Below are 14,311 nucleotides of genomic sequence, written 5' to 3'. Positions count from 1 at the left end.
TCACCTAGCAATAGGTTGAAGGTCCGGGAAGTGTCCCGGCGGCCCACGCAGGAGGACGAGGCTGGACCAGTTTCGTACTGGATATCTCTGCGCCCCGACCTGTCTGCGTCGGGGCGTTCGTCATTTCACGGCCCCGAGTCGGTGGAGCGCCCGATACCCACCACAAGGAGGCATGCATGGCCAAGGCTGACAAAGCCACGGCGGTTGCCGACATTGCTGAGCAGTTCAAGGCGTCGACGGCCACCGTCGTCACCGAGTACCGCGGGCTGACTGTGGCGAGCATGGCTGAGCTGCGTCGTTCACTCGGCGACTCCGCCACGTACACCGTCGCCAAGAACACTCTGGTGAAGCTCGCTGCGTCTGAAGCAGGCATTGAAGGCCTCGACGAGCTGTTCGCCGGTCCCACGGCGATCGCGTTCGTCCAGGGTGAGCCCGTTGACGCCGCCAAGGCGATCAAGAAGTTCGCCAAGGACAACAAGGCGCTCGTCATCAAGGGCGGCTACATGGACGGCAAGGCGCTGTCCGTGTCCGAGGTCGAGAAGATCGCCGACCTCGAGTCGCGCGAGGTTCTGCTCGCCAAGCTGGCAGGTGCCATGAAGGGCAACCTGTCCAAGGCTGCAGGCCTGTTCAACGCACCTGCTTCTCAGGTGGCCTGCCTCGCCGCGGCGCTGCAGGAGAAGAAGGCCGCCGAAGAGGCCGCGTAGAAGCTTCCGCTTCACGCACCGCTCACAAGCAATCGCAACCGCACAAACCACTCACATCTGTAAGAAAAATCAGGAAGGACCATAAACATGGCCAAGCTGTCCACCGACGAACTGCTCGACGCGTTCAAGGAAATGACCCTGCTGGAGCTCTCTGAGTTCGTGAAGCAGTTCGAAGAGGTCTTCGAGGTCACCGCCGCGGCTCCGGTCGCCGTTGCCGCCGCCGGTGGCGCCCCCGCCGCCGCCGAGGCCGCCGAGGAGCAGTCGGAGTTCGACGTCATCCTCGAGGGTGCCGGCGAGAAGAAGATCGGCGTCATCAAGGTCGTCCGCGAGATCGTCTCCGGCCTGGGCCTGAAGGAAGCCAAGGATCTGGTCGACGGCGCTCCCAAGCCGTTGCTGGAGAAGGTCACCAAGGAGGCCGCCGAGGACGCCAAGAGCAAGCTCGAGGCTGCCGGCGCCAGCGTCACCGTCAAGTAGTCCATACCCGGACCGCAAGAACCCCCGAATCCCTACGGATTCGGGGGTTCTTTGCTTGTATGGGCGGGTTGGGCCGGTGACGGAGCGGGTACTCCCGAATATTGGGAGACATCCCTGTGAGGGTGATGCGCCGTGCGCTATGGTGACTCAAGCCACAGGCCGCAGCAGGTGGTGGGGTGAGCCGTAGGCGGAAGGATCTTTGATGGGCGTCCAGATCGATGTGACGGGACTCAGCAAATCTTTTGGATCGTCAAAGATTTGGGAAGATGTCACGTTGACCGTTCCCGAGGGCGAGGTCAGCGTGCTGCTGGGCCCGTCGGGTACCGGAAAGTCAGTGTTCCTGAAGTCCCTGATCGGCCTGCTGCGCCCGGAGCGTGGCTCGATCGTCATCGACGGCACCAACATCCTTGAGTGTTCGGCCAAGGAGCTCTACGAGATCCGCACCCTGTTCGGTGTGCTGTTCCAGGACGGCGCGCTGTTCGGCTCGATGAACATCTATGACAACACCGCCTTCCCGTTGCGTGAGCACACGAAGAAGAGCGAGAGCGAGATCCGCAACATCGTCATGGAGAAGCTCGACCTGGTGGGTATGCCCAATGACGGGCACAAGTTCCCCGGTGAGATCTCCGGCGGTATGCGCAAGCGCGCCGGCCTGGCTCGGGCCCTGGTGCTCGACCCGAAGATCATCCTGTGTGACGAGCCGGACTCGGGTCTGGACCCGGTGCGTACCGCGTACCTGTCCCAGCTGCTGATCGACATCAACGCGCAGATCGACGCCACGGTGCTGATCGTGACGCACAACATCAACATCGCCCGGACCGTGCCGGACAACATCGGCATGTTGTTCCGCAAGCAGCTGGTCATGTTCGGCCCCCGCGAGGTGCTGCTGACCAGCGAGGAGCCTGTCGTCAAGCAGTTCCTCAACGGTCGCCGGATCGGGCCGATCGGTATGTCCGAGGAGAAGGACGAGGCCACCGCGGCTGCCGAGCAGGCCATGATGGACGCCGGCCAGCACGACGGCGGTGTCGAAGAGATCGAGGGTGTGCCGCCGCAGTTGATGGCGACCCCGGGTATGCCCGAACGCAAGGCTGTGGCCCGCCGCCAGGCCCGGGTGCGCGAGATCCTGCACACGCTGCCGCCGGCCGCGCAGGCCGCGATCCTCGACGATCTGGAGGGCACGCACAAGTACGCGGCCCACGAGTTCGGCGATGAGCCCACCTCGCGCCACCAGCGCCCCGTGATGGACGACGACCCGACCGGGGTCATCGAGGTTCCTCACCAGAGCTGAGTTTCATCACGTCAGGCCGGGCCCAGCGGGTCCGGCCTGACGTGTATCCGTAGACAGCACAAACAGCAGGTGCGGCGAATTGTCGTAGCGAGCGTTCGGCGCACCAAACCGCGCGTCACCTCTTGACGGACGGCCATGGACAGGCCAATCTGTTGGGCAGCATGTGTGAAGGGTTTAGTGGACGCCAGCCAGCGCCGGGTGACCCGATTCATGCAGTGGTTGTGTGGTGGCCGAGGGATGCTCGTTGAACAAATGGCGGACGTGCGCTATCGTTGGACGTTGCGCTGGCTGCACCCTGCCCACCCTCACCTGATCTGCACATAATGTTCTAGCCTGAGCGTTGCTCAGCATTAGTCCCGTGCCGTGCGTATGGGGTTCTGGACAGGTCAAGCCAGCCGAACCGACGCAGAATCGCGGCGAGGAAAGACGGCTCTTGCTGGCCTTTCCAGAAGTCGCATGAGGTGCTGGAAGGATGCATCTTGGCAGTCTCTAGCCAGAGCACAGCGAACGCTAACACCCATAACTCCGTCCCAGGAGCACCGAACCGAGTTTCATTTGCCAAGCTCCGCGAACCGCTTGAGGTTCCGGGGCTACTCGACGTTCAGACCGACTCCTTCGATTGGCTCGTCGGAGCGGACGGATGGCGCCAGAAGGCCATCGATCGCGGTGAGACCGCCCCCAAGGGTGGCCTCGAGGAGGTGCTCGAAGAGCTCTCGCCGATCGAGGATTTCTCGGGCTCGATGTCGCTGAGCTTCTCCGACCCGCGCTTTGACGAGGTCAAGGCTCCGGTGGACGAGTGCAAAGACAAGGACATGACGTACGCGGCTCCGCTGTTCGTCACGGCCGAGTTCATCAACAACAACACCGGTGAGATCAAGAGCCAGACGGTCTTCATGGGTGACTTCCCGATGATGACCGAGAAGGGCACCTTCATCATCAACGGCACCGAGCGTGTCGTGGTGTCCCAGCTGGTCCGCTCGCCCGGTGTGTACTTCGACGACAGCATCGACAAGTCCACCGAGAAGACGCTGCACAGCGTCAAGGTGATCCCCGGCCGCGGTGCGTGGCTGGAGTTCGACGTCGACAAGCGCGACACCGTCGGTGTCCGCATCGACCGCAAGCGTCGTCAGCCGGTCACCGTGCTGCTGAAGGCACTGGGCTGGACGAGCGAGCAGATCACCGAGCGCTTCGGCTTCTCCGAGATCATGATGGGCACCCTGGAGAAGGACAGCACCGCCGGTCCCGACGAGGCGCTGCTCGACATCTACCGCAAGCTGCGTCCGGGCGAGCCGCCGACCAAGGAGTCCGCGCAGACCCTGCTGGAGAACCTGTTCTTCAAGGAGAAGCGTTACGACCTGGCCCGCGTGGGTCGCTACAAGGTCAACAAGAAGCTGGGCCTGAACGCCGGCCAGCCGATCACGTCGTCGACCCTCACCGAGGAAGACGTCGTCGCGACCATCGAGTACCTGGTGCGTCTGCACGAGGGCCAGACCACGATGACCGTCCCCGGCGGCGTCGAGGTCCCGGTCGAGGTCGACGACATCGACCACTTCGGTAACCGTCGTCTGCGTACCGTCGGCGAGCTGATCCAGAACCAGATCCGGGTCGGCCTGTCGCGTATGGAGCGCGTCGTGCGTGAGCGCATGACCACCCAGGACGTCGAGGCGATCACCCCGCAGACCCTGATCAACATCCGTCCCGTCGTGGCGGCGATCAAGGAGTTCTTCGGTACCAGCCAGCTGTCGCAGTTCATGGACCAGAACAACCCGCTTTCCGGGTTGACTCATAAGCGGCGTCTGTCCGCTTTGGGCCCCGGTGGTCTGTCCCGTGAGCGTGCCGGCCTTGAGGTCCGCGACGTGCACTCCAGCCACTACGGCCGGATGTGCCCGATCGAGACCCCTGAGGGTCCGAACATCGGTCTGATCGGTTCGCTGTCGGTGTACGCCCGGGTCAACCCGTTCGGCTTCATCGAGACGCCGTATCGGAAGGTGACTGATGGGATTGTTACCGACCAGATCGACTACCTGACCGCCGACGAGGAGGACCGCCACGTCGTGGCGCAGGCCAACTCGCCGATCGCCGCGGACGGCAGCTTCACCGAAGACCGCGTCATGGTCCGACGTAAGGGTGGCGAGGTCGAGAACGTAGTCCCGTCCGACGTCGACTACATGGACGTCTCGCCGCGCCAGATGGTGTCTGTCGCGACCGCGATGATCCCGTTCCTCGAGCACGACGACGCCAACCGCGCCCTGATGGGTGCCAACATGCAGCGCCAGGCGGTCCCGCTGGTCCGCAGTGAGGCCCCGCTGGTCGGCACCGGTATGGAGTTGCGTGCCGCGATCGACGCCGGCGATGTCATCGTCACCGAGAAGGCGGGCGTCGTCGAGGAGGTGTCGGCCGACTACATCACCGTGATGGCCGACGACGGCACCCGGCACACCTACCGGATGCGCAAGTTCGCCCGCTCCAACCACGGCACGTGCGCCAACCAGCGCCCGATCGTGGATGCCGGGCAGCGGGTCGAGTCCGGCCAGGTGCTGGCCGACGGACCGTGCACCGAGAACGGTGAGATGGCCCTGGGCAAGAACCTGCTCGTGGCGATCATGCCGTGGGAGGGCCACAACTACGAAGACGCGATCATCCTCTCCAACCGCCTGGTCGAAGAGGACGTGCTCACCTCGATTCACATCGAGGAGCACGAGATCGATGCCCGCGACACCAAGCTGGGCGCCGAGGAGATCACCCGGGACATCCCGAACGTCTCCGATGAGGTGCTGGCCGATCTCGACGAGCGCGGCATCATCCGCATCGGCGCTGAGGTCCGCGACGGCGACATCCTGGTCGGCAAGGTCACCCCGAAGGGTGAGACCGAGCTGACTCCGGAAGAGCGTCTGCTGCGCGCCATCTTCGGTGAGAAGGCCCGCGAGGTCCGCGACACGTCGCTCAAGGTTCCGCACGGTGAGTCCGGCAAGGTCATCGGCATCCGCGTGTTCTCGCGCGAGGATGACGACGAGCTGCCCGCCGGTGTCAACGAGCTGGTCCGCGTCTACGTGGCCCAGAAGCGCAAGATCTCCGACGGCGACAAGCTCGCCGGACGCCACGGCAACAAGGGTGTCATCGGCAAGATCCTGCCCGTCGAGGACATGCCGTTCATGCCTGACGGCACCCCGGTGGACATCATCCTGAACACCCACGGTGTGCCGCGTCGTATGAACATCGGCCAGATCCTGGAAACGCACCTCGGGTGGGTCGCCAAGGCCGGCTGGAACATCGACGTGGCCGGCGGCACGCCCGAATGGGCGGGCAACCTGCCCGAGGGTCTGCTCTCGGCGCCGGCGGACAGCATCGTGTCCACCCCGGTGTTCGACGGTGCGCAGGAAGGGGAGCTCTCGGGCCTGCTCGGCTCGACGCTGCCCAACCGCGACGGCGACGTCATGGTCAACGCCGACGGCAAGTCGCAGTTGTTCGACGGCCGCAGTGGTGAACCGTTCCCGTACCCGGTGACGGTCGGCTACATGTACATCCTCAAGCTGCACCACCTGGTGGATGACAAGATCCACGCCCGCTCCACCGGTCCGTACTCGATGATCACCCAGCAGCCGCTCGGTGGTAAGGCGCAGTTCGGTGGCCAGCGGTTCGGTGAAATGGAATGTTGGGCCATGCAGGCCTACGGTGCCGCCTACACCCTGCAGGAGCTGCTGACGATCAAGTCCGACGACACCGTCGGCCGGGTCAAGGTGTACGAGGCCATCGTGAAGGGCGAGAACATCCCCGAACCCGGTATTCCGGAGTCGTTCAAGGTGCTTCTCAAGGAGCTGCAGTCGCTGTGCCTCAACGTCGAGGTGCTCTCCAGCGACGGCGCGGCGATCGAGATGCGTGACGGCGATGACGAGGACCTGGAGCGTGCCGCTGCCAACCTCGGTATCAACCTGTCGCGCAACGAGTCCGCCTCTGTGGAAGACCTTGCGTAGGTCTCGTCCGAGAATTTCTAGTCCCGAAAGGGGAAAGGGAGTTACGTGTTAGACGTCAACTTCTTCGATGAACTCCGCATCGGCCTCGCCACTGCGGACGACATCCGCAACTGGTCCTTCGGCGAGGTCAAGAAGCCGGAAACCATCAACTACCGCACGCTCAAGCCTGAGAAGGACGGCCTGTTCTGCGAGAAGATCTTCGGACCGACTCGCGACTGGGAGTGCTACTGCGGTAAGTACAAGCGCGTCCGCTTCAAGGGCATCATCTGTGAGCGCTGCGGCGTCGAGGTGACCCGCGCCAAGGTGCGTCGTGAGCGGATGGGCCACATCGAGCTGGCCGCGCCCGTCACGCACATCTGGTACTTCAAGGGTGTTCCGTCCCGGTTGGGCTACCTGCTCGACCTGGCCCCGAAGGATCTGGAAAAGATCATCTACTTCGCGGCCTACGTCATCACCGCGGTCGACGACGAGATGCGCCACAACGAGCTGTCCACGCTCGAGGCCGAGATGGCCGTCGAGCGCAAGGCCGTCGAGGATCAGCGCGACTCCGACCTGGAGGCCCGGGCGCAGAAGCTCGAGGCCGACCTGGCCGAGTTGGAGGCCGAGGGTGCCAAGTCCGACGTGCGCCGCAAGGTGCGCGACGGCGGCGAGCGTGAGATGCGTCAGCTCCGGGACCGGACCCAGCGTGAGCTGGACCGGCTCGACGAGATCTGGACCACCTTCACCAAGCTGGCTCCCAAGCAGCTCATCGTCGACGAGGTGCTGTACCGCGAGCTGCAGGACCGCTACGGCGAGTACTTCACCGGTGCCATGGGCGCGGAGTCGATCAAGAAGCTCATCGAGACCTTCGACATCGAGGCCGAGGCCGAGTCGCTGCGCGACACCATCAAGAACGGCAAGGGCCAGAAGAAGCTGCGCGCCCTCAAGCGTCTGAAGGTCGTCGCGGCCTTCCAGATGTCGGGTAACTCCCCGCTGGGCATGGTGCTCGACGCCGTCCCGGTGATCCCGCCGGAGCTGCGTCCGATGGTTCAGCTCGACGGTGGCCGTTTCGCCACCTCCGACCTGAACGACCTGTACCGCCGCGTGATCAACCGCAACAACCGGCTCAAGCGACTGATCGACCTCGGTGCACCCGAGATCATCGTCAACAACGAGAAGCGCATGCTTCAGGAGTCGGTGGACGCGCTGTTCGACAACGGCCGTCGTGGCCGGCCCGTCACCGGGCCGGGCAACCGTCCGCTCAAGTCGCTGTCCGATCTGCTCAAGGGCAAGCAGGGCCGCTTCCGTCAGAACCTGCTGGGTAAGCGCGTCGACTACTCGGGCCGTTCGGTCATCGTGGTCGGCCCGCAGCTCAAGCTGCACCAGTGCGGTCTGCCCAAGCTGATGGCTCTCGAGCTGTTCAAGCCGTTCGTGATGAAGCGTCTGGTCGACCTGAACCACGCGCAGAACATCAAGAGCGCCAAGCGCATGGTGGAACGTCAGCGTCCCCAGGTGTGGGATGTCCTCGAAGAGGTCATTGCCGAGCACCCGGTGCTGCTGAACCGTGCACCTACCCTGCACCGCCTGGGTATCCAGGCCTTCGAGCCGCAGCTGGTGGAAGGCAAGGCAATCCAGCTGCACCCGCTGGTGTGTGAGGCGTTCAACGCCGACTTCGACGGTGACCAGATGGCCGTGCACCTGCCGCTGTCGGCAGAGGCTCAGGCCGAGGCGCGCATCCTGATGCTGTCCTCGAACAACATCCTGTCCCCGGCGTCGGGTAAGCCGCTGGCCATGCCGCGTCTGGACATGGTGACCGGCCTGTACTTCCTGACCACCGAGGTCCCGGGCGACACCGGCGAGTACGTGCCCGCCGCCAAGGATCGTGCGGAGCGGGGCGTGTACAGCTCACCGGCCGAGGCGATCATGGCGCTGGACCGCGGTGCCCTGTCGGTGCGGGCCAAGATCAAGGTGCGGTTGACGCAGCAGCGTCCGCCGGCCGCCCTCGAGGCCGAGCTGTTCGAGAACGGTTGGAAGCCGGGCGCTGCCTGGACCGCCGAGACCACGCTGGGCCGGGTGCTCTTCAACGAGCTGCTGCCCAAGGGCTACCCGTTCGTCAACGAGCAGATGCACAAGAAGGTCCAGGCCCGGATCATCAACGATCTGGCCGAGCGCTTCCCGATGATCGTGGTGGCGCAGACCGTCGACAAGCTGAAGGACGCCGGCTTCCACTGGGCCACCCGTTCGGGTGTCACGGTCTCGATGGCCGACGTTCTGGTGCCGCCGCAGAAGCAGGAGATCCTGGAGCGGCACGAGGCCGAGGCCGAGGCGATCGAGCGCAAGTACCAGCGCGGCGCGCTGAACCACAACGAGCGCAACGAGTCGTTGGTCAAGATCTGGCAGGACGCCACCGAAGAGGTCGGTAAGGCGATGGAGGAGTTCTACCCGGCCGACAACCCGATCATCACGATCGTGAAGTCCGGCGCCACGGGTAACCTCACCCAGACCCGCACTCTGGCCGGCATGAAGGGCCTGGTGACCAACCCGAAGGGTGAGTTCATCCCGCGCCCGATCAAGTCCTCGTTCCGTGAGGGCCTGACGGTGTTGGAGTACTTCATCAACACCCACGGTGCCCGTAAGGGTCTGGCCGATACCGCTCTGCGTACCGCCGACTCGGGTTACCTGACCCGCCGTCTGGTGGACGTGTCGCAGGACGTCATCGTCCGCGAGACCGATTGCGAGACCGAGCGCGGCATCGTCGTCACGCTGGCCGAGCGCGGCCCCGACGGCAAGCTGATCCGCGATGCGCACGTCGAGACCTCGGCGTTCGCCCGCACCCTGGCCACCGACGCGGTGGACGAGAAGGGCACCGTCGTCATCGAGCGCGGCCATGACCTGGGCGACCCGGCCATCGACGCGCTGTTGGCTGCCGGGGTCACCCAGGTGAAGGTCCGCTCCGTGCTGACCTGCGCCTCGGCCTCCGGTGTGTGTGCCAAGTGCTACGGCCGCTCGATGGCCACCGGCAAGCTGGTCGACATCGGCGAGGCCGTCGGCATCGTCGCCGCCCAGTCCATCGGTGAGCCCGGAACGCAGCTGACCATGCGTACCTTCCACCAGGGTGGTGTTACCGGTGGCGCCGACATCGTCGGTGGTCTGCCTCGCGTGCAGGAGCTGTTCGAGGCCCGTGTTCCGCGGAACAAGGCGCCCATCGCCGACGTCGCGGGGCGGGTCCAGCTGGAGGAGAGCGACAAGTTCTTCAAGATCACCATCGTTCCCGACGATGGTGGCGAGGAAGTCGTCTACGAGAAGCTCTCCAAGCGTCAGCGACTGCGCGTGCTCACCCACGAGGACGGCTCCGAAGGCGTGCTGTCCGACGGTGACCACGTCGAGGTCGGCGACCAGCTGATGGAAGGCTCCGCGGATCCGCACGAGGTGCTGCGCGTCCAGGGCCCCCGCGAGGTGCAGATCCACCTCGTCAAGGAGGTCCAGGAGGTCTACCGGGCCCAGGGCGTGTCGATCCACGACAAGCACATCGAGGTCATCGTCCGGCAGATGCTGCGTCGCGTCACGATCATCGATTCGGGTGCGACAGAGTTCCTGCCCGGCTCGCTGACCGAGCGTGCCGAGTTCGAGACCGCGAACCGTCGCGTCGTGGCCGAGGGCGGCGAGCCCGCGGCCGGACGTCCGGTGCTGATGGGTATCACCAAGGCATCGCTGGCCACGGATTCATGGCTGTCGGCGGCGTCGTTCCAGGAGACCACTCGCGTGCTGACCGATGCGGCGATCAACTGCCGCAGCGACAAGCTGCAGGGTCTGAAGGAGAACGTGATCATCGGCAAGCTGATCCCGGCCGGTACCGGCATCGCCCGTTACCGCGACATCCAGGTGCAGCCGACCGAGGAAGCTCGGGCCGCTGCGTACACGATCCCGTCCTACGAGGATCAGTACTACAGCCCGGACTTCGGTCAGGCGACCGGTGCCGCGGTGCCGCTGGACGATTACGGATACAGCGACTACCGCTAGTTCGATACGGAAAAGGCCTCTGCGCTCCGCGTGGGGGCCTTTTTCATGCGCGAGTGATGCGCGAGTGATGCGCGAGTGGCCAGTTATGACACGCCGGAGAGCATTTCTTGTGCAGCAGGTGGCCACTCAGCGAACGACGGTGAACTAACGTCAGCGTGGTGACCGCGGTTGACGACTCGGTAACCGAAGCAGCTTCCGCGCCATCGGGTGCTGCAACCCGTGCTCGTCGACTGCGCATCCTGCGGTACATCGCAATTACGGTGTGGGCCGGGGTCGTCATCTACCGCACCGCCACCGACGGCTTCGCGTTCAACCGGGAATTGTTGCTGCTCTACATCGCGACCGGTTTGCTGGCCGCCAGCATCGGGCAGGGACGACGGATGCTCTACGTCCTCCGCGACTGGCTGCCGTTCGCTCTGGTGCTGGCCGCCTACGATCTGAGCCGCGGGGCGGCCACCCTGGTCGGCCGGCCGACGTTGTGGCACTGGCAGGTCGACGCGGATCGGTGGCTGTTCTTCGGCACCGTGCCGACGGTGTGGTTGCAGGAACGGCTGAAACTGCTCCATCCGCCGTGGTGGGAAGTCGTGATCAGCACGGTGTACATGTCGTTCTTCATCCTTCCCTACGTGGTGGCGGGTGTGCTGTGGCTGCGCGACCGCGAGGAGTGGAAGCGGTTCGTGCGATTGTTCGTCGGACTGTCGTTCGTGGCATTGGCCATCTATGCGCTGCTGCCCGCTGCGCCGCCGTGGGCTGCGGCGCGGTGCACCGCCGATGACGTCGACAGTGGCCCGTCCGGCCCTCGGTGCATGTTCCGGTCGGCGCGTGAAGCCGTCGACGGCGGGCTCCTGGGCGCCATGCAGGGCAGTCGCGACGGAGCACACGAGTGGATCGAACGGATCGTCACCCGCGGTTGGGGCAAGCTCAATCTGCATACCGCGACGGCGTTGATCGATCAGGGACAGGCCAGTGTGAACCTGGTTGCGGCCATCCCGTCCCTACATGCGGGGCTCACCGCTGCGGTCGCGGTGTTCTTGTGGAACCGGGTGAACCGCGGATGGCGGCCGTTCCTGGTGGCCTATCCGCTCATCATGGCCTTCACGCTGGTGTACACCGCCGAGCACTATGTGGTCGACATCCTGCTCGGCTGGGCCTTGGCGGGCGTGGTGCTGTTCGCGCTGAACCGGTACGAAGCGCGGAAGGCGGCACGGTCGGCTGAGTACGACGAACCGCCCCGCGACGCCGAGGACGTGCCGACAGTAGCCGGAGAACTGGACCCGGCCTGACTCCGCAGTCATTACAAGTATTGTGCGGTTGTCGGAAATTTGTAACACTGGGTGCATGGCCACGCACGTCGTCACCAATCAGGTCACTGCGCTGGAGGACTACAACCCCGCCACCTCGCCCGCGCTCGCCGAGGCGCTGATCCGCGAAGGCGGTGAGTGGGGGATCGACGAGGTCCACGAACTCGGCGCGATCAACGGCAGCGCCCGGGCGCAGCGCTGGGGCGAGTTGGCCGACCGCAACCAGCCGGTGCTGCACACCCACGACCGGTACGGCAACCGGATCGACGAGGTCGAATACGACCCGGCCTACCACGAACTGATGAACGTCGCGGTCACCCATGGTCTGCACGGCGCCCCGTGGGCCGATGACCGTGCGGGCTCGCATGTGGTACGCGCCGCCAAGATGTCGGTGTGGACCGTCGAACCCGGACACGTCTGCCCGATCTCGATGACCTATGCCGTCGTGCCGGCGCTGCGGTTCAATCCGGAACTGGCCGCGATCTACGAACCGCTGCTGACCAGCCGGGTGTACGACCCCGAGCTGAAGCTCGCGACGACGAAAGCCGGTATCACCGCGGGCATGTCGATGACCGAGAAGCAGGGTGGTTCCGATGTTCGCGCCGGTACCACCGAGGCCATCCCCAACGGTGACGGCACCTACTCCCTGCGTGGCCACAAATGGTTCACCTCGGCACCGATGGGCGACATCTTCCTGGTGCTCGCCCAGGCGCCGGGCGGCCTGAGCTGTTTCTTCCTGCCGCGGATCCTGCCCGACGGCAGCCGTAACCGGATGTTCCTGCAGCGGCTCAAGGACAAGCTCGGCAATCACGCCAACGCCTCCAGTGAGGTCGAGTACGACGGTGCCACCGCCTGGCTGGTCGGCGAGGAGGGGCGCGGCGTCCCGACCATCATCGAGATGGTCAACCTCACCCGGTTGGACTGCACGCTCGGCAGCGCCACCAGCATGCGCAGCGGCCTGAGCCGCGCCGTGCACCACGCCCAGCACCGAAAGGCGTTCGGCGCCTATCTGATCGATCAGCCGTTGATGCGTAACGTGCTGGCGGACCTGGCCGTGGAGGCCGAGGCGGCGACCATGCTGGCGATGCGGATGGCCGGCGCCACCGACAAGGCGGTGCGGGGCGACGAACGCGAGTCGTTGTTGCGCCGCATCGGCCTGGCCGCAGGCAAGTACTGGGTGTGCAAGCGGGCCACGCCGCACGCTGCCGAGGCGATGGAATGCCTGGGCGGTAACGGCTATGTCGAGGAATCCGGCATGCCGCGTCTGTACCGGGAAGCCCCGCTGATGGGCATCTGGGAGGGCTCGGGCAATGTCAGCGCGCTGGATACCTTGCGCGCCATGGCAACCCGGCCCGAGAGCGTCGAGGTGCTCTTCGACGAACTGTCCAAGACGGCCGGGCAGGACCCGCGGCTGGACCGCCACGTCACCACCCTGCACAACGATCTGGCCGACCTGGAGACCATCGCCTACCGGGGTCGCAAGGTCGCCGAGGACATCTCGCTGGCCCTGCAGGGCGCGCTGCTGGTGCGCCACGGCCACCCGGCCGTGGCCGAGGCATTCCTGGCCAGCCGGCTCGGCGGGCAGTGGGGCCAGGCGTTCGGCACCCTGCCGACCGGACTGGACCTCGCCCCGATCCTCGAGCGGGCGCTGGTCAAGGGATGAGTGTCGAAACGCTCAAGACCATGACCTACGAGGTCACCGATCGGATAGCGCGAATCACCTTCAACCGTCCCGAAAAAGGCAACTCGATCGTCGCCGACACCCCGCTGGAACTGCAGGCCCTGGTCGAGCGCGCGGACCTCGATCCCAATGTTCACGTGATCCTGGTGTCCGGACGCGGCGAGGGCTTCTGCGCGGGATTCGACCTGTCCGCCTACGCCGACGGAACAGGCGAGGCCGGTGGAGGCCGCTACGACGGAACGGTGTTGTCCGGGCAAACCCAGGCCGTCAACCATCTTCCGGATCAACCGTGGGACCCGATGGTCGACTACCAGATGATGAGTCGGTTCGTGCGCGGCTTCTCCAGCCTGATGCACGCCGACAAGCCGACCGTGGTCAAGATCCACGGCTACTGTGTGGCCGGCGGTACCGACATTGCCCTGCATGCCGACCAGGTGATCACCGCTTCCGACGCCAAGATCGGTTACCCACCGATGCGGGTGTGGGGCGTTCCGGCGGCCGGCCTGTGGGCGCACCGACTGGGGGATCAACGCGCCAAACGCCTTCTGTTCACCGGGGATTGCCTCACCGGCGCGCAGGCCGCCGAATGGGGTCTGGCCGTCGAGGCGCCCGAGCCTCAGGATCTAGATGAGCGCACCGAACGTCTGGTCGCTCGCATGGCGGCGATGCCGGTCAACCAGCTCATCATGGCCAAGCTGGCGTGCAATTCCGTGTTGCAACAGCAGGGGGTGGCGACCAGTCGGATGGTCAGCACGGTGTTCGATGGCATTGCGCGGCACACTCCCGAAGGGCATGCATTCGTCGCCGACGCGGTTGAGCACGGCTTCCGCGAGGCGGTGCGCCATCGCGACGAGCCGATGGGTGACTACGGGCGCAGGTCTTCCGGGGTCTGA

Annotated in this window: 8 protein-coding genes; all 8 read left to right on the top strand. The window is 65.3% G+C overall.

The features are described from left to right. Nucleotides 1-176 precede the first annotated feature (176 nt). The 8 genes from rplJ (at nt 177) to G6N44_RS12135 (ending at nt 14,311) form a co-directional block, all read left to right on the top strand. Complete coding sequence (rplJ, locus tag G6N44_RS12170) at nt 177-704, top strand: 50S ribosomal protein L10 (RefSeq protein ID WP_163664276.1); 528 nt, start codon at nt 177-179, stop codon at nt 702-704. A gap of 87 nt (nt 705-791) precedes the next feature. Continuing rightward, the gene (rplL, locus tag G6N44_RS12165) at nt 792-1,178 is read left to right on the top strand and encodes a 50S ribosomal protein L7/L12 (protein WP_163664273.1); all 387 of its coding nucleotides are present in this window, start codon (nt 792-794) and stop codon (nt 1,176-1,178) included. A 202-nt stretch (nt 1,179-1,380) separates the two neighbouring features. Next, a complete protein-coding gene (locus G6N44_RS12160; RefSeq protein WP_163664271.1) occupies nt 1,381-2,466 on the top strand; it encodes an ABC transporter ATP-binding protein in 1,086 nt (361 codons plus the stop codon). Between the two features lie 461 nt (nt 2,467-2,927). Next, complete coding sequence (gene rpoB, locus G6N44_RS12155) at nt 2,928-6,437, top strand: DNA-directed RNA polymerase subunit beta (protein WP_163664268.1); 3,510 nt, start codon at nt 2,928-2,930, stop codon at nt 6,435-6,437. A 45-nt stretch (nt 6,438-6,482) separates the two neighbouring features. Beyond that, entirely contained in the window at nt 6,483-10,436 is a 3,954-nt protein-coding gene (locus G6N44_RS12150) for a DNA-directed RNA polymerase subunit beta' (RefSeq protein WP_163664266.1), read from the top strand. Between the two features lie 158 nt (nt 10,437-10,594). Continuing rightward, entirely contained in the window at nt 10,595-11,719 is a 1,125-nt protein-coding gene (locus G6N44_RS12145) for a phosphatase PAP2 family protein (protein WP_163664264.1), read from the top strand. 55 nt (nt 11,720-11,774) lie between these two features. Further along, on the top strand, nt 11,775-13,400 hold the full coding sequence (locus tag G6N44_RS12140) for an acyl-CoA dehydrogenase family protein (protein ID WP_163664262.1): 1,626 nt from the start codon (nt 11,775-11,777) through the stop codon (nt 13,398-13,400). Next, nucleotides 13,397-14,311 (top strand): crotonase/enoyl-CoA hydratase family protein, encoded by a 915-nt coding sequence (locus tag G6N44_RS12135; protein ID WP_163664260.1) that lies wholly within the window; start codon nt 13,397-13,399, stop codon nt 14,309-14,311. The genes G6N44_RS12140 and G6N44_RS12135 overlap by 4 nt, the downstream gene beginning before the upstream one ends.

Origin of the sequence: Mycolicibacterium alvei (genome assembly GCF_010727325.1) — a bacterium.
Classification (GTDB): Bacteria; Actinomycetota; Actinomycetes; order Mycobacteriales; family Mycobacteriaceae; genus Mycobacterium; species Mycobacterium alvei.
This window is presented reverse-complemented; position numbering and strand designations above follow the sequence as displayed.